Genomic DNA, 21,341 nt, shown 5'->3' with positions numbered 1-21,341 from the left:
TGATCCCATGCCGAACTCAGAAGTGAAACGCGGTAGCGCCGATGGTAGTGTGGCATTCGCCATGCGAGAGTAGGACACTGCCAGGCACCCAATTTCAAGATTACGCCCAGCGTGGTCTTTACCGGTTAGTGTGCTGATATGGCTCAGTCGGTAGAGCGCATCCTTGGTAAGGATGAGGTCCCCAGTTCGATTCTGGGTATCAGCACCATTAAATAGAAAGCCTCCCTGAAAAGGGAGGCTTTTTTGCATCTGTCATTTTTGTTATATCCCCTTACATTCCCTATTCCCGCAACCCCCTCTGCTTGTAGCCGACACTGTTTATCTGCTGATTTGAGTCCTAATGTGTTACTCATTTGACTGCTATTGATGGTTTTATCCAGAGATTTAACCATGATTGATTGACGTAAAACGTTTTACATGTAAAATCCGGCGCGTTTTGCCTATTACGTGGAGAGAGAGCATGGCGCAGGATAACGAATACTGTTTGGGGGCGGTACCCGCCAAAGGGCGCAAAGGTGTGCTGTCGCTGATGCTGGTGATGCTCGGCCTGACCTTCTTCTCTGCCAGCATGTGGACCGGTGGTGCGCTGGGTACCGGGCTGGTATTCGATGACTTCATCAAGGCGGTACTTATCGGCAACTTGTTGCTGGGTATCTACACCGCTTGTCTCGGTTATATCGGTGCCTCAACCGGCCTCTCTACCCATCTGCTGGCTCGTTACTCCTTTGGGGTGAAAGGTTCCTGGCTGCCATCCCTGCTGCTGGGCGGTACTCAGGTCGGCTGGTTTGGCGTGGGCGTGGCGATGTTTGCCCTGCCGGTACAGAAGGCGACTGGGATCGATGTGAACTGGCTGATCGCCATTTCGGGCATGTTGATGACGGTGACCGTCTACTTCGGGATCTCCGCCCTGATGGTGCTGAGCTTTGTGGCCGTACCGGCTATCGCCCTGCTCGGTGGCTACTCGGTCTGGCTGGCGGTGACTTCGACCGGTGGCATGGCTGCACTGCAGCAGGTACAACCAAGCAATCCCATCGAGTTCACCACGGCGTTGACCATGGTGGTTGGTTCCTTTATCAGTGCAGGAACCCTGACCGCCGACTTTGTTCGCTTTGGTCGCAAACCCTGGGGCGCCGTCATGATTACCATGGTGGCGTTTTTTTTGGGCAACACGCTAATGTTCGTCTTCGGTGCTGCCGGTGCGGCCGTGACCGGTCAGGCCGATATCTCGGAAGTGATGCTGATGCAGGGGCTGTTGATCCCCGCCATTCTGGTGCTGGGCCTCAATATCTGGACTACCAACGACAACGCTCTCTACGCCTCCGGCCTTGGTTTTGCCAATATTACCGGTCTCAAGAGCAAGCCCCTCAGCGTGATCAACGGCCTCATCGGTACGGCTTGCGCCCTCTGGCTTTACAACAACTTTGTCGGCTGGCTGGCCTTTTTGAGTACGGCAATTCCGCCGATCGGTGGCATTATCATCATGGATTTCCTGCTCAATCGTGAGCGTTACCGTCAATTTGCCGATCAGCAGTTCGAGACGGTGCGCTGGCAGGCGCTGGTCGCCACGGCTGTCGGGGTGGCTGTCGGCAAGTGGCTGCCGGGCATAGTGCCACTCAACGCGGTATTGGGCGCCGCCTTCACCTATTTCATTCTGGTTCGCCTCACCCAGCGGCCGGTTCTGGTACAGGAAGCTAACAAATGCTGATTCAACATATTCGTTTGGCCGATCGGGAAGGATTTTGGCAGATCCGCTGTCAGGATGGGGTCATCACCGCCATCGAACCCCATGACGAACATGCCGTCGCCGGTCGGGTGCTGGACGGGGAGGGCGGTCTGGCGATCGCCCCCTTTATCGAACCCCACATTCACCTCGATACCACCCAGACGGCCGGTGAGCCGAGCTGGAATCTCTCCGGCACTCTGTTCGAGGGGATCGAGCGCTGGGCCGAGCGCAAGGCGCTGCTGACCCATGAGGATGTGAAACAGCGCGCCATCCAGACGCTGAAGTGGCAGATCGCTAACGGCATCCAGTTTGTCCGTACTCACGTTGATGTCTCCGATCCCAATCTGGTGGCGCTCAAGGCGATGCTGGAGGTGCGGGAGGAGATGAAGGAGTGGGTCGAGCTGCAAATTGTCGCCTTCCCGCAGGAGGGGATCCTCTCCTACCCGAATGGCAAGGCACTGCTGGAGGAGGCGCTCAAGCTGGGGGCCGATGTGATCGGTGCTATTCCCCATTTCGAGTTCACCCGGGAATATGGTGTCGAAAGTCTGCACTACATCTTCGATCTTGCCGAGAAGTATCAGGTTCTGGTCGATGTGCACTGCGACGAGATCGATGACGAGCAGTCCCGTTTCATCGAGACGCTGGCGACCTTGGCCTACGAGCGGGGTATCGGTCATAGAGTCACCGCCAGTCACACCACCGCCATGCACTCCTACAACGGCGCCTATGCTTCCCGCCTGTTCCGGTTGCTGAAGATGGCAGACATCAACTTCGTGGCCAATCCGCTGGTGAACATTCACCTGCAGGGACGGTTCGATACCTATCCCAAACGTCGCGGTATTACCCGGGTGAAGGAGATGCTGGAGGCGAACATCAACGTCTGCTTCGGTCACGATGACGTGTTCGATCCCTGGTACCCCATGGGCACCGCCAACATGTTGCAGGTGCTGCACATGGGGCTCCATGTCTGCCAGATCATGGGTTACGAGCAGATCAACGACGGTCTGAAGCTGATCAGCTGCCACAGTGCCCGCACCCTGAACGTGCAGGATCGCTATGGTATCGAGGTGGGAAAACCGGCCAACCTGCTGATCCTGCCCGCCGACAACGGCTTCGATGCGGTGCGCCGTCAGGTGCCGGTGCGTTACTCGATCCGCCACGGCAAGGTGATTGCCCAGACCCGCCCGGCCCAGACCGAGATCGTGCTGGGTCAGCCCGAGTCCATCGATTTTCGCCGCTGAGATTTCAATCAGGCTGGATGTCGATTAGTTCCGCCTCTGGGCACAAGGGCCGCCATTGCGACATAATGGCGGCCTGACCCTGAGGGAGTGACACCATGCAAACCTGGTTCTATGTTGCTGCAGGGGGCGCCATCGGCGCCTGCCTTCGTTTTGGGATTGCCGAACTGATGGCCTTGCTGCTGGGGCGCCACTTTCCTTACGGGACTCTGGTGGTCAACGTGGTGGGCTCTTTCATCATGGGGGTAGCGTTCGCCCTCATCAGTCACGGTCATGTGGTAGAACATCCGATGAAGCCCCTGCTGATGGTGGGGATCCTCGGAGCCCTGACTACTTTCTCTTCCTTTGCCCTCGATACGGTGGTGCTGGCTCAACATGGGGCCTATCTGAAAGCGCTGCTCAATATCGGTCTCAATCTCTTCCTCTGTCTGGCCATGGTGGTGCTGGGCATGCAGTTGGTTGCGAGCCGGGTTTAAGGTGTCCGGACGCCAGTGGCTCTGGTAAACTGGCGGCCATTCTTTGCTCTATGGGTGTTTAAGGGATGTCAGAACAAGCAACGACAACGCATTTTGGCTTTAAAACCGTGGCCGCGACCGAGAAGGAAACTCTGGTAGCAGGTGTCTTCCATTCGGTAGCAGCCAAGTATGATCTGATGAACGATCTGATGTCGTTCGGCATCCACCGCCTGTGGAAGCGCTTCACCATCGACTGTTCCGGTGTGCGCAAGGGCCAGAAGGTGCTGGATCTGGCCGGTGGTACCGGTGACTTGACCGCCAAGTTTTCCCGCATCGTCGGCGAGACCGGTCAGGTGGTGCTGGCGGATATCAACGATTCCATGCTGAAAGTGGGCCGCGACAAGCTGCGCAATCTGGGGGTCGCCAACAACGTCTCCTACGTGCAGGCCAATGCCGAGGCGCTCCCCTTCCCGGATAACCACTTCGACGTCATCACCATCGGCTTCGGCCTGCGCAACGTCACCGACAAGGACAAGGCGCTCGCCTCCATGTTCCGGGTGCTCAAGCCGGGTGGCCGTCTGCTGGTGCTGGAGTTCTCCAAGCCGGTCAGCGAAGTGATCGCCAAGCTCTATGATCTCTACTCCTTCAAACTGCTGCCGAAAATGGGCGAAATCGTCGCGAACGACAGTGAAAGCTACAAATATCTGGCAGAGTCCATCCGCATGCACCCGGATCAGCAGACCCTGGCTGGCATGATGGAAAATGTCGGGTTCGAACAGGTGGAGTACTTCAATCTGACTCAGGGTGTGGTCGCCCTGCACCGCGGTTACAAGTTTTAAGGTTGCCTATGCCGATGGATGCCATGGTCACCGCGGTGATCGAAACCAGCCTCAACCAGTTGCTGGCGCTGGACAAACAGAGCCCGGAGCGGCTGCGCAAACTGGTGGGCAAGGTGCTCAAGCTGGAGCTGCGTGAACTCAAGCCGCTCTGGTTCGTCTTCTCCGAGCGTCGGCTGGATGTGCTGGCCCAGCATGAAGGGGAGGCCGATGCGGTGCTCAGCCTGTCGCTGACCGCCCTCGGTCTGCTGAAAGACCCGTCCGCCCTGACCCGTTATATCCGTGAGGAGAAACTGGATCTGAGCGGTGATCCCCAGCTGGTACAGGCATTCAGCGTGCTGCTGGGTGAGCTGGATATCGACTGGGAGGAGGAGCTGTCGCGCTATACCGGCGACGTGCTGGCCCACACCCTGTTCAGTGGTGCCCGTCAGGCGCGTCGCCTGGTCGGTCGCGAGCTGTGCCGCACCCGCAGCCAGCTGGCGGAATATCTGACCGAAGAGGCCCGCCTCGCCCCCGGCCCGCTGGAAGTGGCGAGTTTCAACGATGACGTCGAGGTGCTGGCCCAGCAGCTCAAGGCCGTCGAACTGCGGCTGGCCCGCTTCGAACAGCAGGTGACCTGATGACCCCGAAGGAGTTCAAACGCCTCTATCGCATCATCACCATCCTGCTGGAGCAGGGCATCGACGAACTGGTGCCAGCCCACTATCAACCCTGGCCGGGTCGTCTGGCCCGTCGCTCCCTGTTCTGGCTCAAGAACAAACAACCGGATCTCAGCCGCGGTGCCCGCATCCGCCTCGCCTTCGAGGCTCTCGGCCCCATCTTCATCAAGTTTGGCCAGATGCTCTCGACCCGCCGCGACCTGCTGCCGCCGGATATCGCCGAGGAGCTGGCCCTGCTGCAGGACAGGGTGCCCCCCTTCTGTGGTCAGGCGGCGCGCCAGCAGATCGAGCTGAGCCTGGGTTGTCCCATCGAAACCCTGTTTGACGACTTCGACGAGACGCCGCTGGCGTCGGCCTCCATCGCGCAGGTGCATACCGCCCGCCTGAAGGAGAGTGGCCGCGAGATCGTCATCAAGGTGATCCGTCCCGACATCGAGCCTGTCATAGAGGCTGACCTGCGGCTGATGCAGGCGCTGGCCCGTCTGGTGGCCCGTTTTGTGCCCCAGAGCGCGCGGCTGCGACCCATCGAGGTGGTGGAGGAGTATCGCAAGACCATCCTCGACGAGCTGAATTTGATGCGCGAAGCGGCTAACGCCATCCAGCTACGCCGCAACTTCACCGGCTCCGAGGCGCTCTATGTGCCTGAAATCATCACCGACCTCTGCCGCGAGCAGGTGCTGGTGATGGAGCGGATCTACGGTATTCCGGTCTCCGATATACCGGCGCTGGAAGCCAACGGCACCAATATGAAGCTGCTGGCCGAGCGCGGGGTAGAGGTCTTCTTCACTCAGGTGTTCCGCGACAGCTTCTTCCATGCCGACATGCACCCGGGCAACATCTTCGTCTCTTACGAACACCCGGAGAACCCGCTCTGGATCGGCATCGACTGCGGCATCGTCGGTACCCTCAATCGGGAAGACAAACGCTATCTGGCGGAGAACTTCCTCGCCTTCTTCAACCGTGACTATCGCCGCGTGGCGGAGCTGCACGTGGAGTCGGGCTGGGTGCCGGCAGACACCAAGGTGGACGAGTTCGAGTTCGCCATCCGCACCGTGCTGGAGCCCATCTTCGAGAAGCCGCTCTCCGAAATTTCGTTCGGTCACGTGCTGCTCAACCTGTTCAACACCGCCCGTCGCTTCCATATGACGGTGCAGCCGCAGCTGGTGCTGCTGCAAAAGACCCTGCTCTATGTGGAAGGGTTGGGGCGTCAGCTCTACCCGCAGCTCGATTTGTGGCAGACCGCCAAGCCGTTCCTCGAAAACTGGATGCACGAACAGGTGGGGCCCAAGTCGGTATTGAACGCCATCAAGGAGAAGGCGCCATTCTGGGCGGAGAAGCTGCCGGAGCTGCCGGAGCTGGTCTATGAGACCCTGCGTCAGACCCGTCATCAGCAGCGTCATTTCGACCAGATGTTTGCCGAGTTCCGCCGTCACAGCCGTCGGCAGGGGCAGGCCCGCTACCTCTTAGGGGTTGGAGCCAGCCTGCTATTGGCGGGTGTATTCTTGCTGACCCAAAAACAACACATTGAGTGGGGACAAGCCAGTCTCGCCGGTGCAGCCCTCTGCTGGCTGGTCGGCTGGTTGCGAACCCGTTCCCATTAATCAACAACCGCGCCGTCAGGCGCCTGTTCTGGAGAGAAAATCATGGGTGGTATCAGTATTTGGCAATTGTTGATCATTGCAGTCATCGTCGTGCTGCTGTTCGGTACCAAGAAACTGCGCGGCATTGGCGGTGATCTGGGCGCGGCGGTCAAAGGGTTCAAGAAAGCCCTCTCCGACGAGCCGGCTGATGCCAAGGCCGAGCAGAAAGATGCCGAGTTTCCCCCGAAACAGCTGAACGAAGCGGCCACTCAGAGCAGTGAGACCGCCAAACAGAAAGACAAAGACCAGGCCTAAGCCATGTTCGATATCGGTTTTTGGGAGCTGGTCGTTATCGGTGTGGTAGCACTGGTGGTACTGGGGCCCGAGCGGCTGCCGGTTGCCATCCGCACGGCTACCCACTGGATCCGCCTCATTCGTTCGACCGCGAACTCGGTCAAGTCCGAGCTGGAGCAGGAGCTCAAGTTGCAAGAGCTGCATAACGACCTCAAGAAGGCGGAACAGTTGCAGATGAGCAACCTGAGCCCCGAGCTGCAGGAGTCCATCGAACAGCTCAAGGCGGCGGCCCAGTCGGTCAATCGCCCCTATCAGGTGGAGAACGAGATCCGTCCGCCGCGCCCCGAGCCGGTCGCCCAGGCTGAGCCTGCCACGCCGGTGGAGCCTGCGGTGCAGCTGAGCCACGACGTGCCGCCGGTCAATAGCCAGCGAGAGAGTGAGCCGGTGCCGGTCAGCGATTCCGCAGTAAAAGGGGAGGTGAAGTCATGAGTCAGGCCGAACAACCCCTGATCAGCCATCTGGTTGAGCTGAGAACCCGTTTGCTGCGCTCCATTACCGCCATCCTCGTGGTGTTTCTGGCGCTGATCTACTTCTCCAACAACATCTACGACTTCGTGGCCCAGCCGCTGCTCAGCCAGTTGCCGGAAGGGACCAGCATGATCGCGACGGATGTGGCGACCCCCTTCCTGACGCCGATCAAGCTGACCCTGGTGGTCTCCTTCTTCGTGGCGATCCCCTATCTGCTCTATCAGGCCTGGGCCTTTATCGCCCCCGGTCTGTACCAGCATGAGCGGCGCCTGATCATGCCGTTGGTGGTCTCCAGTGCCCTGTTGTTCTATGCGGGGATGGCGTTCGCCTACTACGTGGTGTTCCCGCTGGTGTTCGGTTTCTTCACCAGCACCGCACCCGCAGGGGTGACGGTGGCGACCGACATCGCCAGCTATCTGGACTTCGTACTGACCCTGTTCTTCGCGTTCGGGGTGGCGTTCGAAATTCCGGTGGCCACCATACTGCTCTGCTGGACCGGCGTGACCACACCGCAAAACCTGAAGGAGAAACGTCCCTACGTTGTCGTCGGGGTGTTTGTGGTCGGCATGCTGCTGACGCCGCCTGATGTCTTCTCCCAGACCCTGCTCGCCATCCCGATGTGGGCGCTGTGGGAGATTGGTCTGTTCTTCGCCCGCTTCTACGTGAAGAAAGAGGATGAGGAACAACAGGAACAACCGGATGTGGAGAGCTGAGGCTCTGTTCGTCACCTGTTTGCCGGACGGCGAGAGGATGACGAAGTCCGCAGGAATAGCATAACGAGGGGAGCTGAGGCTCCCTTCCTCTTTTCATGCTCCCGTTCGAGGCGTATGGTAAGACCCCATTCGGTAGATGGTTTTCAAATACCTGATATGTATTCCTTTTGTTCGGAACGTCTCATCCCATGATCGATATCGGTTTAAACCTGACCAGCAGCCAGTTCGCCGGCGAGCAGGCTGAGCTGGTGGCCCGTGCCCGCACCGCCGGAGTGGAAGCGCTGATCCTGACCGGTACCGATCTGACTGGCAGCCGCGAGAGCGCAGAGTTGGCCGCCCGCTGGCCGGGCTACTGCTTCTCCACCGCCGGGGTCCATCCCCACGACGCCAAGAGTGTCGATGAGGCGACCCTGCCCGCCTTGCGCGAGCTGGCGGCATTGCCGCAGGTGGTGGCCATCGGCGAGTGCGGTCTCGACTACAACCGCGACTTCTCCCCCCGTCCGGTGCAGGATGCGGTATTCGACGCCCAGCTGGCACTGGCCGCCGAGCTCGGGATGCCGGTGTTTCTCCACTGCCGCGATGCCCACGCCCGTTTTATCGAGATCCTCCGTCCCTGGTTGCCGAAACTACCGGGAGCCGTGCTGCACTGCTTCACCGGCTCCGATGAGGAGCTGGACGAGTGTCTGGCGCTGGGGCTGCATATCGGGGTGACCGGCTGGCTCTGTGACGAGCGCCGCGGTCAGCTGCTGCGGGAACAGGTGGCCCGCATTCCGGCCGGTCGGCTGATGATCGAGACCGACGCCCCCTATCTGGTGCCGCGGGATCTGAAACCCAAACCGAAACGCAACGAACCCGCTTTTTTGCCGCACATCGCCCAGGTGGTGGCGGCCTGTCGTGGTGAAGCGCCCGAGGCCTTGCTGGCCCACACCCGGGCCACCTCCGCCGCGTTCTTCCAACTTCCTCTCCAGGAGTGATTCATGGCTACAACTCTTCCGGGCGCCTTTCCGGGCCGCCGCCTGCGCCGTCTGCGCAAACATGATTTCAGCCGTCGTCTGGTGCGCGAGAACGTACTGACCGTCAACGATCTCATCTATCCGGTGTTCGTGCTGGAGGGGGAGAATCGCCGTGAAGCCGTTCCCTCCATGCCGGGGGTGGAGCGTCTCTCCATCGATCTGCTGCTGGAAGAGGCTGCCGAGCTGGTGGAGCTGGGCGTGCCCGCTATCGCCCTGTTCCCGGTGACCCCGCTGGAGAGCAAGAGCCTGATGGCGGAAGAGGCCTACAACCCGAACGGGCTGGCCCAGCGCACCGTGCGCGCTCTCAAGGCCCGCTTCCCGGAGCTCGGGGTCATCACCGACGTGGCGCTCGATCCGTTCACCACCCACGGTCAGGACGGCATTATAGATGACGAAGGCTATGTGCTGAACGACATCACCACCGAGATCCTGATCAAGCAGGCGCTCTCCCATGCCGAGGCCGGGGTCGATATAGTCGCGCCGTCCGATATGATGGATGGTCGCATCGGCGCCATCCGCGCGGCGCTGGAAGAGAACGGCTTCATCAACACCCAGATCATGGCCTACTCCGCCAAGTACGCCTCCTGCTACTACGGCCCGTTCCGCGATGCGGTCGGTTCTGCCGGCAACCTTGGCAAGAGCAACAAGGCTACCTATCAGATGGACCCGGCCAACAGCAACGAAGCCCTGCACGAAGTGGCGCTGGATATTCAGGAAGGGGCTGACAGCGTGATGGTCAAGCCAGGCATGCCCTATCTGGACGTGGTTCGTCAGGTGAAGGATCAGTTCGGTGTGCCGACTTTCGCCTATCAGGTGAGCGGCGAGTACGCCATGCACATGGCGGCGATCCAGAACGGCTGGCTGAAAGAGAAGGAGACCATCATGGAGTCTCTGCTCTGCTTCAAGCGGGCCGGGGCCGATGGCATCCTCACCTACTTCGCCAAGCGCGTGGCGCAGTGGTTGAAGGAAGATGCCCGTTAAGCCGGGTTGAAGAGAAAAACGAGAGGGGGAGCCGATGGCTCCCCCTCTGTCGTTATGGCTCTCTTTTGGTCACGAGCGGATGATTACAGCTTGGTCCAGGCATCACTCCAGTGGCTGCCGGTACCCGGTGCATAGTGGCTGGTCGAGCCGCCACACCAGCCGCTGTAGGGCCAGGGTTTGCACTCGTAGTCGCCACCGTTATTGCTGACCCGTTCGCCACTCTGATAAGCGGTGCCCGCAACATAGGCCGGGTAGCTGCCGTGACCACCGTCACTGTCACCACCCGGAGCCTGTTCCACCAATGCCAGGGTGAAGCGGCGCTCGAAGCCCTGCTTGCTTCCCTCTGCCATGCCCGCCAACAACAGCTCGTAACTGCCTGCCGCAAGGCCAGACTGTGCCAGCTGCAGGGAACCCTGACCATTGATCAGGGCGCTGCCGGTGGCGACCGGATTGCCATCCTGCAACAGGGTCGCGGTGACGGTCACCGGGTTGGCGGTGGTCAGCGTCAGACTGAAGTCGAGCGCGCCGTTGACGATGAGATATTCGGCCGCCAGATCGGTGACGGTGAAGTCACTGCTGCTACCGGTCGTGGGCAGGATGAAGTCTCCGCTCAGGTAGGTCAGACCGGTCCAGCCGGAGCTGGTCAGCCAGTGCTTGCCATTGGTCTGATAGACATTGGGCAACTGGGTGCACTGTTTGTTGTCATTGACGAAACCGATACCGTAAAAGCCCGCCACATTCTTGTAGCAGAGCTGGCGACCATTCTGGTGCAGCACTGGTTGATCCAGCTTGCCCTTGTGGTGGAGTGACAGCCAGTCAAACTGGTTGATGGCCGAGACCAGCGGCACAAACTGGCCATCGGGCTGACGATAACGGATCAGGGATCCGGCATCACAGAGCAGACCATCAGCCCGCTGTTCGACGTAGCCGTAGTACTGTTCGCCATCCTGGAAGGTGAACCGGCAGAGACTGCCTTTCTCCGACTCCTTGGGGATCCAGCCCATCAGCAGTCGCTCCTGATTGTTCAGGGCCGCCAGCTGCCCGGCACTGAAGTCGCTGCCGTTGGCTACCCAGCCTTGCGGCATGGTGGAGAATTGCATGAAGTAGTGGTCGGTATAGTACATGTGGCTGTCAGCGCGGTGCTTGCGAGCCCCCTGGCTGACCGAGTTGTAGCGATAGATGTCGTTTTCCGGCTTGTGGAAACCGTTGAGATCATCGTCCAGATAGGGCAGGTCGCCCTTGCGGATATGGTAGTTGGCCATACCCGTCATCAGCGGATGCCAGCCGTGGCTGCCACGGGCAAACGCGCTCTCATGGCTGTAGGACTTCCCATCGAAGCCGTGGCCAAATTCGTGGGCAATGATGCCCCAGCCGCCGTAGTAGTGGCTGACAAAGTTAAAGGTATCGACCCCGGTGATGCCACCACTCCCCAGCCCGCCCCCCATGGCGGTGATCCCCAGGTTGAGGTAGGGACGCTTCATCAGGCTGTGGTAGTAGTAGTCATAATCGGCCGCCGTAAAGATCCCGTTTGGCACATAGCTGTTACCGCCATTGCCGAACATCTCGTAGCCGTTCACCGCCTTGAAGTTGTACCAGACGTGTTTGAACTCCTCGGTCGAGACCATGTAGGCCAGGTTGGTGGCGATGATCAGCCACTCGCGGGCGTAGAGGGCATTGATGGGGCGCCAGGAGCCGCTGGTGTTGGTGGCGAAACGCACGTTCCAGCTTGGCTTGAGGCGTGCCAGCTTCTGGGCAAACGGATCCGAGTTGGAACTGAACCTGTGCTCGAACTGGGCGGGCAGATTGATGCTGTTGTCGAGCAGGTTGTTGAGATCAAACACACCATCGCGGCTGGCGCTGTTGAAGCGGCCCTGTTCGCCAAAGGCGGTCAGTGGCAGGGTGATTTGGGCATAGGCGGGCAGGCGATCGAGCTGGCCCAGGATCAGCCACTTGTTGATACCGTTCAGGCGTGACTCGATATTGATGTCATGCAGCTCTCTGGCGGCATAGTTGGTGATGCGCACCGTGTCGTTATCAAGCAGCTCGGTCTTGACCAGCGAATTGATGTTGACCGAACGCTGGGCGCGATCGATCAGCACCTCGTAGGGTTCGTCATTGCGCAGTATGTAGCTGACTGCGGCCGGCATCAGCTGATCGAAGATCAGCGGGCGAGCCGGCAACTGCTCGTCGGCCGTGAAGCTGATCTCCTTGCTCAGCAGCTGGTTGAAACCCAGGCCACGCTCGTTGGCGGTGACAAGCGCCGAGCCCGCCAGCTGGAGATCTTTCAGCGCCGCCACGGGCTGCTGGTTGATCTCCCGGACAGTAAAGGTCGGGTTCTTGAACTGAAAGTCGTTGGCGATCAGGGTATCGGCATCATGCCACTCGATGCGGTCCTTGAAGTTCACCACCAGCCGATCGCCATCCATGTCGATTTTTTGCAGATTGCTGTCTGCGATCACCTGCTCAGGCGCCAGCGGGGTGTTGCTGGCGATGGCATCAGCCAGTTTGCGCAAGTCATAGATGTAGTAGTTTTTGCCGGCTGTATGGGCCAGGAGATAATCACCCACCTGATGGAGTTGCACCAGACGGTGGCTGTATTTTCCTTCAAAGGCGAGCCGACCGGCGATGGGGGTCTTGAGACTGTTCTCCGGCGTCACATCCTGCTGGCGGTAGACCTTGATCTCGCTCAGCGCATCGGCCACCAGCACGTAATCCTGATTGGCAAAGACTGCCTGGGCGCGGTGCAGGCTGTTGCTGCCGGAATCCCGACCGGTTCCCAGGGTGGTGACATGGCGATGCTCGTCGGCCAGATCGAAGATATCGACCCGGTGCGAGTAGCGCGAGACCACGTAGAGCAGGTTGTTGCGGACAAACAGTTCGCTGACCTGGTTGTAGGCCGTGGCACTGCCGGTTGCGGTGCCGCGGATCTCGCCAATCTGCTGGCGGCTCGGGATATCGATAATGGCCACATGGCCCGGATTGCCGTTCTGGCTGACATAGAGCCGATCCTGATAGCGCTCGACCGCCGTGATCAGGCTGGCGTCCAGCCCCAGCTGGTCGGCCGTCAGCTCCTCGCCTTTGTCCAGATATTGCAGCGAGGTGGCAAACGAGTTGACGCTGCAGGAGCTGGTCTCCATCACCACCCGGGTGCGTTCGCCATTCTGGATCTGGCCGTGGGGGAAGTACTCCAGCAGACAGCCGTTGCCGTAGTCATAGTTGCCAAAGCGTTTGTTGACCGCTACGACCCCACCGTCGTACCAGGTCAGCTCCCACTCCTCATCGAAGAAATCAAAGACGTTACGAATGGCTGTTTCGTCGAAAAAGTGGGGTTTGGGCAGATCGAACAGGATGTGGTTATCCGCTGTCAGCGGGTAGAGCAGGCCGTTGATGGCAAGGTGGCGCTTGCCATCCTTGATGATCACGTTCTGCTCGTCAGCCGCACTCTGGTGCAGCGCGGCGAGGCGCGCCGTCATCTGCTCGTAGTGCTCCTGATAGGTTTGTTTGAAATAGGCTTGTTCGCGCTCATCGGCCACGACATGGGCCGACAGCAGCAGACCGAGCAGGGTGGCAAGCTTGGTGGTTCTTGGCATGGTGATTTCCTTATCTTGGTTGTTGTTGGATGTATTTTGGTGCTTGGCAAGCATGTAAAAGAGAGGGGCTAACCCGTCCGGGCCAGTGCATCCTGCCCATCGGCAGCGTTGCCGACGGGCAGGATATGGGCGGGGGCCTGTCGGCCCCCGTTAGTGGTTGGGGCAAGGTCAGAGCTTGATCCAGGCATCACTCCAGGCAGAGCCGGTACCCGGCGCATAGTGGCTGGTCGAGCCGCCACACCAGCCGCTGTACGGCCAGGGTTTGCACTCGTAGTTGCCACCGGCATTGCTGACCCGATCACCGGCCTGATAGCTGGTGTTTGGGGCATAGGCCGGGTAGTCGCCATCGCTGCCGCCGTTGTCGCTCTCTTCGGTCAGGGTGACCGGGAAGCGTTGCACCACCGGCTGCTGGCCGTCAGCCAGACCGGTGATGACCACTTCGTAGCTGCCATCGGTGACATTGCTGCCCTGCAGTACCAGGGTGCTGGTGCCGTTCACCTGGCTGCTGGTGGTACCGTGGCTGTGGCCGCTCTGCTCCAGAGTTGCGGTGATCTGTACCGGGTTGGCGGTGGTCAGGTTGAAGCGGATGCTGACCTGACCGTTGACTATGGTGTACTCGCTCGCCATGGCGCTGACGGTGAAGTCGCTGCTGCCTTCGGCGGGGGGCGTTGTGCCGCCGCAGTCGCTGTCGCCCTGTACGCGCCAGACGCCCCAGTCACCCGTGGTGCCCGGCTCTTCGTTCTGGGTCCACCAGCCTGCCAGCCAGTTCTTGCCGTTGTGGCTGACGATGTCGCCGCCCACGTAGACCTTCTTGGCATCCCAGCTGTTTTCACAGACGGCGCCCTGCTCCCTGACGGTCACGTTGCGCTGCTGGGTTACCTGCTGACCGGCGCTGTCGCTCACCTGATAGGTGAGGGTGTAGCGGCCGACCTTGCTGCTGTCGACGTTGCCGATGACTTTGATTTGGGCGGTCAGGTCGCCATCTTCTTCATCATGGGCGCTGACGCCGGTCATCGGATCGAAGGCGGTACCCAGTTCCAGCGTGGTGTCGGTGACACCGCTGAACACAGGCTTCATGCTGTAGACCTCGATGGTACGTACCTGCTCGGTGACGTTGTTGTCGCGATCGCTCACCTTGTAGGTGAGGGGGTAGAGGCCGATGCGCTGGCTGTCTACCGAGCCTTCTACCTGGATCTGGCCAGTCAGGTCGCCATCTTCCTTGTCGTTGGCGCTGACACCTGCCAGCGGATCAAAGGCGGTACCCTGCTTGATGCGGGTATCTCTCAGGCCGCTGAACACCGGCTTGCCGTTGTCGACCGGGGGCGTGATCTCCTGATCGTGGATGAAGGGGCCGTAGCTCTTGATGAAGGATTCGTTGTAGGACTGACCGGCGGCGTTGCGGCCCATGTCCCAGTTGATGGACCAGGTCATCACGCCACGCAGCGGTTGCCCCTCGCTCTTCAGGCGGTTGAAGGCGTTGTAGAGCTTCTGCGGATCCTGCACATAGCCGGTGGCGGCGGCGTCGATGTTGGTCGGAATGCCGAACACCAGCTTGTCATGGGGGATCTTGTAGAAGCCGCGGGTACCGTTGCTCAGCGAATCCGCCATGTAGTAGATGAACTCTTCTTTCAGGGCATCGTTGTTCTGGGCAATCCAGCCGATGCCATCGATGTAGATACCGTCGCCACCCTGGTTGTAGAACTGGGGGTTGATCCAGTCGTAGTACCCTTCCAGATTGCGGATATAGGGGATGTAGGCGCCAGTCTGGGTCAGATAGGGGAACTCCGGCGCCATGGTGATGAGGAAGTTTTTCCCCAGGGCGCGGTAGTGATCCTTGACCAGACGCAGGGCCGCCGGGATCACGGTCTGGTTGTCGGCGGCGGTGATGGCGGCCTGTTCCAGGTCGATATCCAGCCCGTCGAAGCCATAGGTATCCACCAGACGGATGATCTCGTCGGCAAAGGCCTGCTCCTGACCCTTGCGCAGCTCGATGTGCGCATCGGCACCGCCCAGCGCCAGCAGCACGGAACGGCCCTGACGGTTCAGCTCGGCAATCTGCTCGATAAACTGCCTTTCGCTCATGCCGATGGCCGGGTCGAGTTTGAAGGTGGGGATGGGATCGCTGCCATACACCTTCATGAAGGAGACATCGACCACGTTGTATTGCGGGTTGACCTGATCGAGCTTGACGCAGGGGGCGATACCGCCCTTGTAGCCCGAGCCGTCACACCAGTTGTGCCAATAGCCGACCACTACGCCGGACTGGGGGTTGACCATCGCCTGACCGGCACTGGTGGCATATGCCATGGGGGCGCCCATGCCGAGCAGGCAGCCAAGCAGGGATAATTTGAGTTTGTTCATCGTCTCTCCGTACGGTGCAAATGGGGCGTCGGTTGTGACCGGACGTCCCCGGGGGCAGCCCCGCTGTCATAGGTGTTTTCCCTTAGACCGGTGGCTTTGCGTCGCGCCCTTTCGGGTCACTTTGCCTTTTTCACCCGATTTCTGTGCAGCACAGAGAATCAAGTGACCTGCATGGCAGGTTGCCTATGATAGATGCTTGAAAATAAATTAATCAATAGTTGGTTTTGATTCTAATTGACTGAAAAATATTGATAATTTGTTACAGTCACCACATCTTGTCCGTTTCCATGACTGAGCATGACGGTACTTGGCTGGCAGCTGTGGCGCCGGTAAATGGCGACTTTTTGCCCCTTGAAAGTAGCGGCAAGAGCCAAAAAAGGCCCACATATTCATCCTGTTACTGGCTGTTGATGGCAAAACTGCAGCAACGGCAGAGATCCGGGTCGCAATGGCTGGAAAAGTACAGGGTTGCGGCGGATTCCCGCTTGATTATTGCGTGGCTTGGCCACATGTTAGAAAGCCATACAGAGCTGCTAAAGCGGTCTGTTCAAGACCAAACAAGAGGTAACCGGGATGAATAACCCTTTGCTGACAATGGATTCGCTGCCCCCTTTCAGCCAGATCAAGCCGGAGCAGGTTCAGCCTGCCGTGATTCAGGCGATTGCTGACTGCAAGCAGAAGATCAGCGATGTGCTGGCCCAGCGTGATCCCCATACCTGGGATAGCCTGATTGCCCCGCTGGAAGAGGTAAATGACCGTCTGTCACGGATCTGGTCACCGGTCAGCCACCTCAACTCCGTACTCAACAGCGAAGCACTGCGCGAGGCCCATGACGCCTGCCTGCCGCTGCTCTCCGAATTCCAGACCTATGTCGGTCAGCATGAAGGGCTCTATCAGGCCTATCTGGCCCTCTCCCAGAGCGATGATTTCCCGCTGCTGAGTGGCGCCCAGCGCAAGGAGATCCAGAATACCCTGCGTGACTTCCGCCTCTCCGGCATCGGTCTGCCTGCCGAGGCGCAGCAGCGCTACGGTGAAATTCAGGCCCGCCTCTCCGAGTTGGCCTCCCGTTTCAGCAACAACGTGCTGGATGCGACCCAGGGCTGGCACAAGCTGGTGGCCGATGAAGCCGAACTGGCCGGTCTGCCCGAGAGCGTGCGTGCCGCTGCCCGTCAGATGGCTGAACTTAAAGGCAAAGAGGGGTGGCTGTTCACGCTGGATATCCCTTCCTACCTGCCGGTGATGATGTATGCCGACAACCGCGAGCTGCGCGCCGAGATGTATGAGGCCTTCACCACCCGCGCCTCCGATCAGGGCCCCAATGCGGGCAAGTGGGACAACTCCGCCATCATGAGCGAGCTGCTCACCCTGCGCCGCGAACTGGCTCAACTGCTGGGCTTTGCCAACTATGCCGAGCTCTCCTTGGCCACCAAGATGGCGGACAAGACCGAACAGGTGGTGAGCTTCCTCACCGATCTGGCGGCCAAATCCCTGCCACAAGGCAAGGCCGAGCTGGAGGAGATCCGCGCCTTCGCCGCCGAGCAGCATGGTCAGAGCGAGCTGGCAGCCTGGGATCTCGCCTACTACGCCGAGAAGCTCAAGCAGCACAAGTTCTCCATCTCCGACGAGCAGCTGCGCCCCTACTTCCCCGCCAGCAAGGTGGTGAAGGGGTTGTTCGAAGTGGTGAAGCGGGTGTTCGGCATGAAGGTGCGCGAGCGCCTCGGCATCGACACCTGGCACCCGGACGTGCGCTTCTACGATATCTTCGATGCCGACGACGAGCTGCGCGGCAGCTTCTACCTCGACCTCTACGCCCGCGAGCACAAGCAGGGCGGGGCCTGGATGGATGTCTGTCTGGGTCGTCGCTACCGTCAGGATGGCTCGCTGCAAAAGCCGGTGGCCTACCTGACCTGCAACTTCAACGGCCCGGTGGATGGTAAACCGGCGCTGTTCACCCACAACGAAGTGGTCACCCTGTTCCATGAGTTTGGCCACGGCATCCACCACATGCTGACCCGCATCGACGTGGCCGGTGTCGCCGGTATCAACGGAGTGGCCTGGGATGCGGTGGAGCTGCCGAGCCAGTTCCTCGAGAACTGGTGCTGGGAGTCCGAGGCGCTGGCCTTTATCTCCGGCCACTACGAGACCGGCGAGCCGCTGCCTGCCGATCTGCTGGAGAAGATGCTGACCGCCCGCAACTTCCAGGCGGCGATGCAGATGCTGCGCCAGCTGGAGTTCGCTCTGTTTGACTTCCGTCTCCATCAGGAGTTTGACCCGACCAATCCGGCGCAGCTTCCGGCGCTGCTGGACGAGGTGCGCAGTCAGGTGGCCGTGATGACGCCACCGGCGTTCAACCGCTTCCAGCACAGCTTCTCCCACATCTTCGCGGGCGGCTATGCGGCGGGCTACTACAGCTACAAGTGGGCCGAGGTGCTCTCTGCCGATGCCTTCTCCCGCTTCGAGGAGGAGGGGATCTTCAACCCGGCGACCGGCCAATCCTTCCTGAAGAATATTCTGGAGAAGGGGGGCTCGAAGGAGCCGATGGAGCTGTTCCGAGCCTTCCGTGGTCGTGAGCCCAAGGTGGATGCGCTGTTGCGACACAGCGGGATCGCTGCCTGAGATTCCTGACCCGCCGCCTGTGTGAGCTTCAAGCAGGTACACTGTTTTGCGGCATAGTGGGATCGAGTCGTGATTTCTGCGACAAAAAGGGACCTTTTGGTCCCTTTTTTCAAGGCTTTTTAATATCTTGCTGATTGCATATTTGCACTGCTCACAGCTCTTCAGTAGAGTCGTGTTCTAACCTTCAAGGAGAGAAAGCCACTTGCCATGAGGCGAGCACTCGATTCCGTCTATCAAATCATCTCAAGTCTGGCTCATTCGAGCGGCCAGGGATATTTCGATACCTTTGTGAGTGAAATCGCCGCTGCTGTGATGGCTGATGTCGTCCTGATCGCCAGCAGGGAATCAAATGCTTCCCATCTTACGGTTCAGGCTGCCCATCCCTCCTCTCTTGACCCCGATACCCTGACGCTGCCACTGACTGACTCTCCTGATGCCATTACTTGGCAGGAGGGGGAAGCATGGTTCAGCGATCGTCTGTTGCAGCTGTTCCCCGCGATGCCACTTGCCGATGCGTGGCAAGCCCAGGCCTACGCCGGGATCGCCCTCAAGGATGCGGATGGCGAGACCATAGGTATCTGCTGCCTGCTCTATCGTCAGCCGCAGGCCAATATGACCAAGGTGATGGGGCTGCTCCGGTTGCTGGGGCCGCTGGCCGGTCGCGAACTGGCGCTGATGCTGCAACGCCAGCTGCCGCAACTCTTGCCTGATACCCCTCATGTGCTGCAGAGCATGCTGTTTCAGGCCCCGGTGGGGATCGGCAAGCTCGATCTCACCGGCCGCATTCTCTGGGCCAATCCGGCCATCGAGAAGATGCTGGGTTATCCCCTCGACGAGCTGCTTCATCGCTCCATCTCCGACATCAATCACCCGGAGGATTGGCAGCGCAGCCTTGAGTGCTACGAAGAGATCCGGCGCGGCGAGCGCAGCAGTTTCACCCAGGAGAAGCGCTACTTCTGCAAGGGGGGCGAGATCCTGTGGGGGCGGGTAACTGTCACCCTGATCCGCGACGAGCAGCAGCAGCCGGACTACCTGATGGTGCTGCTGGAGAATATCGATCCCCTCAAGCGCCATGCGGAGCAGCTCAAGCTCTCTCACCGGGTCTACGACAACCTCTCCGAAGCGATTCTGGTGTGCGATGCCGACAGCCGCATCATCTCGGTCAACCCGGCCTTCGAGCAGATCACCGGCTACAGCAGCGACGAGGTGCGGGGCCAGCGTCCCAGCATGCTCAAGTCCGGGCTGCACGATCAGACCTTCTATGCCGACATGTACCATGCGCTGGAGCGAGTGGGGGTGTGGCGTGGAGAGGTGTGGAACAAGCGCAAGAACGGCAAGCTCTATCCGCAGCAGCTGATGATCAGTACCCTGCGCGAAGCCGGAAAAATCCAGCAATATATCGCCATTTTCAGCGATCTTTCCCAGACCAAGGTGGCCGAGCAGAAGATCGCGACCCAGGCCAACTACGACAACCTTACCAGCCTGCCCAACCGCTGGCTGTTTGGCCGCTGCCTCACCCGCTTCTGCGAGCGGGGCGAGCGCTTCGCGCTCATGGTGCTCGACCTCAACAACTTCAAGGCGGTCAACAACAGCATGGATCACCATGCTGGCGATGCCCTGCTGCGAGAGGTGTCGGATCGACTGGTGAGCCGGGTGCGCACCGAAGATTTGGTGGCCCGTATCGGTGGCGATGAGTTCGCGTTCCTGGTGCCCGGCATCGTCACCCGCCGTCAGGCCGAGGTGTTTGCCAAGCAGGTGATCGGCAGTTTCGCCCGCCCCTTTATGCTGGCCAACCAGCATCTCTATGTGACCGCGACCATCGGCATGACTCTCTGTCCGGTCGATGGCAGCGAGAGCGACGAGCTGCTGCGCAATGCCGAACAGGCGCTGTTTGCGGCCAAGCGGCAGGGAAGGTTGCTCGGTGCCTACTGCTCATCCATGCGGGAAGAGGTGCGCCAGCGCCACCAGATGCAGCAGGATCTGGCCGAAGCGATCAAGCTGGAGCAGCTGACCATGGCCTACCAGCCGATCTGGGACAATCGCAGCGGACGGGTCGCCAAGCTGGAGGCGCTGGTGCGCTGGTATCACCCCCACTGGGGGCAGGTATCCCCTGCCGAGTTTATTCCGCTGGCGGAAGAGGCGGGATTGATTCAGGGGCTGGGTGCGCTGGTATTGTGGCAATCGTGCCGGGATCTGGCGCGATTGCAGCAATCCGGCTTCCCTGATCTGCAGATGTCGATCAATCGTTCCACCATGGAGTTCCAGACCATCGACCCCGAGGCGAGTGAGTGGCTCAAGGTGATCCAGCATTTCGAGCTCGATCCTGCCGACATCGTCATCGAAATCACCGAATCTCTGCTGATGGAGAGCAGCGATCAGCACAGAGTGCGGATCGATGCCCTGCGCGAGGCGGGCTGCAAGCTGGCCATCGACGATTTCGGTACCGGCTACTCGGCCCTCAACTATCTGCGTACTTTCCCGGTCGATCTGGTCAAGATCGACCGCTCCTTCGTGCGCCATATCCCCTTCAACGAGCAGGATAGGATGCTGCTCGACGGCATCATCAACATAGTGCACAACCTCGGCATGCAGGTGGTGATCGAGGGGGTTGAGACCCGCGAGCAGCTCAACTTCCTCTGCCAGAAGGGGTGTGCCTTCACCCAGGGTTATCTGCTCAGCCGCCCGCTGGCCTATGACGATCTCACCGAATATCTGCAGCTCAATGACAAAGGGATGTTTCTGCAGATCAGCTAG

15 protein-coding genes, 1 tRNA gene and 1 riboswitch are annotated in these 21,341 nt (G+C 59.9%); of the genes, 14 read left to right on the top strand and 2 right to left on the bottom strand.

Going from position 1 to position 21,341, the window contains the following annotated elements:
* The first annotated feature begins 132 nt into the window (after nucleotides 1-132).
* From AB5Y86_RS19050 to hemB, 12 genes are all read left to right on the top strand, one after another.
* A tRNA-Thr gene (locus AB5Y86_RS19050) sits at nucleotides 133-208 on the top strand.
* 252 nt (nucleotides 209-460) lie between these two features.
* Complete coding sequence (codB, locus tag AB5Y86_RS19045) at nucleotides 461-1,705, top strand: cytosine permease (protein WP_005355867.1); 1,245 nt, start codon at nucleotides 461-463, stop codon at nucleotides 1,703-1,705.
* A complete protein-coding gene (locus AB5Y86_RS19040) occupies nucleotides 1,699-2,964 on the top strand; it encodes a cytosine deaminase (RefSeq protein WP_368193806.1) in 1,266 nt (421 codons plus the stop codon). The genes codB and AB5Y86_RS19040 overlap by 7 nt, the downstream gene beginning before the upstream one ends.
* A gap of 95 nt (nucleotides 2,965-3,059) precedes the next feature.
* Nucleotides 3,060-3,437: a fluoride efflux transporter CrcB gene (crcB, locus tag AB5Y86_RS19035; RefSeq protein ID WP_005339378.1), complete on the top strand. Its 378-nt coding sequence runs from the start codon at nucleotides 3,060-3,062 to the stop codon at nucleotides 3,435-3,437.
* 65 nt (nucleotides 3,438-3,502) lie between these two features.
* A complete protein-coding gene (gene ubiE, locus AB5Y86_RS19030; RefSeq protein WP_005342396.1) occupies nucleotides 3,503-4,255 on the top strand; it encodes a bifunctional demethylmenaquinone methyltransferase/2-methoxy-6-polyprenyl-1,4-benzoquinol methylase UbiE in 753 nt (250 codons plus the stop codon).
* 8 nt (nucleotides 4,256-4,263) lie between these two features.
* The gene (locus tag AB5Y86_RS19025; protein ID WP_005339380.1) at nucleotides 4,264-4,872 is read left to right on the top strand and encodes an SCP2 domain-containing protein; all 609 of its coding nucleotides are present in this window, start codon (nucleotides 4,264-4,266) and stop codon (nucleotides 4,870-4,872) included.
* Complete coding sequence (ubiB, locus tag AB5Y86_RS19020; protein WP_368193805.1) at nucleotides 4,872-6,512, top strand: ubiquinone biosynthesis regulatory protein kinase UbiB; 1,641 nt, start codon at nucleotides 4,872-4,874, stop codon at nucleotides 6,510-6,512. Before AB5Y86_RS19025 ends, ubiB begins: the two co-directional genes overlap by 1 nt.
* 42 nt (nucleotides 6,513-6,554) lie before the next feature.
* Nucleotides 6,555-6,806 (top strand): Sec-independent protein translocase subunit TatA, encoded by a 252-nt coding sequence (tatA, locus tag AB5Y86_RS19015; protein ID WP_005339385.1) that lies wholly within the window; start codon nucleotides 6,555-6,557, stop codon nucleotides 6,804-6,806.
* Nucleotides 6,807-6,809: 3 nt separating this feature from the next.
* A complete protein-coding gene (gene tatB / locus AB5Y86_RS19010) occupies nucleotides 6,810-7,274 on the top strand; it encodes a Sec-independent protein translocase protein TatB (protein WP_115522059.1) in 465 nt (154 codons plus the stop codon).
* Entirely contained in the window at nucleotides 7,271-8,026 is a 756-nt protein-coding gene (tatC, locus tag AB5Y86_RS19005; protein ID WP_005342401.1) for a twin-arginine translocase subunit TatC, read from the top strand. The genes tatB and tatC overlap by 4 nt, the downstream gene beginning before the upstream one ends.
* A 188-nt stretch (nucleotides 8,027-8,214) precedes the next feature.
* Nucleotides 8,215-9,000, top strand: coding sequence for a TatD family hydrolase (locus AB5Y86_RS19000; protein WP_368193804.1), 786 nt, complete (start codon nucleotides 8,215-8,217; stop codon nucleotides 8,998-9,000).
* A gap of 3 nt (nucleotides 9,001-9,003) precedes the next feature.
* Complete coding sequence (gene hemB, locus AB5Y86_RS18995) at nucleotides 9,004-10,020, top strand: porphobilinogen synthase (RefSeq protein WP_005357271.1); 1,017 nt, start codon at nucleotides 9,004-9,006, stop codon at nucleotides 10,018-10,020.
* Between the two features lie 83 nt (nucleotides 10,021-10,103).
* On the opposite strand, the gene AB5Y86_RS18990 is transcribed toward hemB, so the two are convergent.
* Nucleotides 10,104-13,610, bottom strand: a complete 3,507-nt coding sequence (locus AB5Y86_RS18990; protein ID WP_368193802.1) for a hypothetical protein — start codon at nucleotides 13,608-13,610, stop codon at nucleotides 10,104-10,106.
* A gap of 168 nt (nucleotides 13,611-13,778) precedes the next feature.
* Nucleotides 13,779-15,971, bottom strand: a complete 2,193-nt coding sequence (locus AB5Y86_RS18985; protein ID WP_368193800.1) for an immunoglobulin-like domain-containing protein — start codon at nucleotides 15,969-15,971, stop codon at nucleotides 13,779-13,781.
* 50 nt (nucleotides 15,972-16,021) lie between these two features.
* Nucleotides 16,022-16,107: riboswitch (cyclic di-GMP riboswitch) on the bottom strand.
* 437 nt (nucleotides 16,108-16,544) lie between these two features.
* Here AB5Y86_RS18985 and prlC point away from each other — a divergent pair.
* Nucleotides 16,545-18,587, top strand: a complete 2,043-nt coding sequence (gene prlC / locus AB5Y86_RS18980) for an oligopeptidase A (protein ID WP_245148512.1) — start codon at nucleotides 16,545-16,547, stop codon at nucleotides 18,585-18,587.
* A 207-nt stretch (nucleotides 18,588-18,794) separates the two neighbouring features.
* Nucleotides 18,795-21,341, top strand: a complete 2,547-nt coding sequence (locus AB5Y86_RS18975) for a bifunctional diguanylate cyclase/phosphodiesterase (RefSeq protein WP_236272666.1) — start codon at nucleotides 18,795-18,797, stop codon at nucleotides 21,339-21,341.

This window comes from Aeromonas sp. s8 (genome assembly GCF_040907785.1).
GTDB classification, from domain to species: Bacteria; Pseudomonadota; Gammaproteobacteria; order Enterobacterales; family Aeromonadaceae; genus Aeromonas; species Aeromonas veronii.
The sequence above is the reverse complement of the archived record's forward strand: the minus strand, read 5'-3'. Positions and strand labels throughout refer to the sequence as shown.

Excerpts from the sequence above, each read along its gene's own strand:
- codB (WP_005355867.1), top strand. The coding sequence starts at position 461 with ATGGCGCAGGATAACGAATACTGTTTGGGGGCGGTACCCGCCAAAGGG.
- AB5Y86_RS19040 (WP_368193806.1), top strand. The coding sequence starts at position 1,699 with ATGCTGATTCAACATATTCGTTTGGCCGATCGGGAAGGATTTTGGCAG.
- crcB (WP_005339378.1), top strand. The coding sequence starts at position 3,060 with ATGCAAACCTGGTTCTATGTTGCTGCAGGGGGCGCCATCGGCGCCTGC.
- ubiE (WP_005342396.1), top strand. The coding sequence starts at position 3,503 with ATGTCAGAACAAGCAACGACAACGCATTTTGGCTTTAAAACCGTGGCC.
- AB5Y86_RS19025 (WP_005339380.1), top strand. The coding sequence starts at position 4,264 with ATGCCGATGGATGCCATGGTCACCGCGGTGATCGAAACCAGCCTCAAC.
- ubiB (WP_368193805.1), top strand. The coding sequence starts at position 4,872 with ATGACCCCGAAGGAGTTCAAACGCCTCTATCGCATCATCACCATCCTG.
- tatA (WP_005339385.1), top strand. The coding sequence starts at position 6,555 with ATGGGTGGTATCAGTATTTGGCAATTGTTGATCATTGCAGTCATCGTC.
- tatB (WP_115522059.1), top strand. The coding sequence starts at position 6,810 with ATGTTCGATATCGGTTTTTGGGAGCTGGTCGTTATCGGTGTGGTAGCA.
- tatC (WP_005342401.1), top strand. The coding sequence starts at position 7,271 with ATGAGTCAGGCCGAACAACCCCTGATCAGCCATCTGGTTGAGCTGAGA.
- AB5Y86_RS19000 (WP_368193804.1), top strand. The coding sequence starts at position 8,215 with ATGATCGATATCGGTTTAAACCTGACCAGCAGCCAGTTCGCCGGCGAG.
- hemB (WP_005357271.1), top strand. The coding sequence starts at position 9,004 with ATGGCTACAACTCTTCCGGGCGCCTTTCCGGGCCGCCGCCTGCGCCGT.
- AB5Y86_RS18990 (WP_368193802.1), bottom strand. The coding sequence starts at position 13,610 with ATGCCAAGAACCACCAAGCTTGCCACCCTGCTCGGTCTGCTGCTGTCG.
- AB5Y86_RS18985 (WP_368193800.1), bottom strand. The coding sequence starts at position 15,971 with ATGAACAAACTCAAATTATCCCTGCTTGGCTGCCTGCTCGGCATGGGC.
- prlC (WP_245148512.1), top strand. The coding sequence starts at position 16,545 with ATGAATAACCCTTTGCTGACAATGGATTCGCTGCCCCCTTTCAGCCAG.
- AB5Y86_RS18975 (WP_236272666.1), top strand. The coding sequence starts at position 18,795 with ATGAGGCGAGCACTCGATTCCGTCTATCAAATCATCTCAAGTCTGGCT.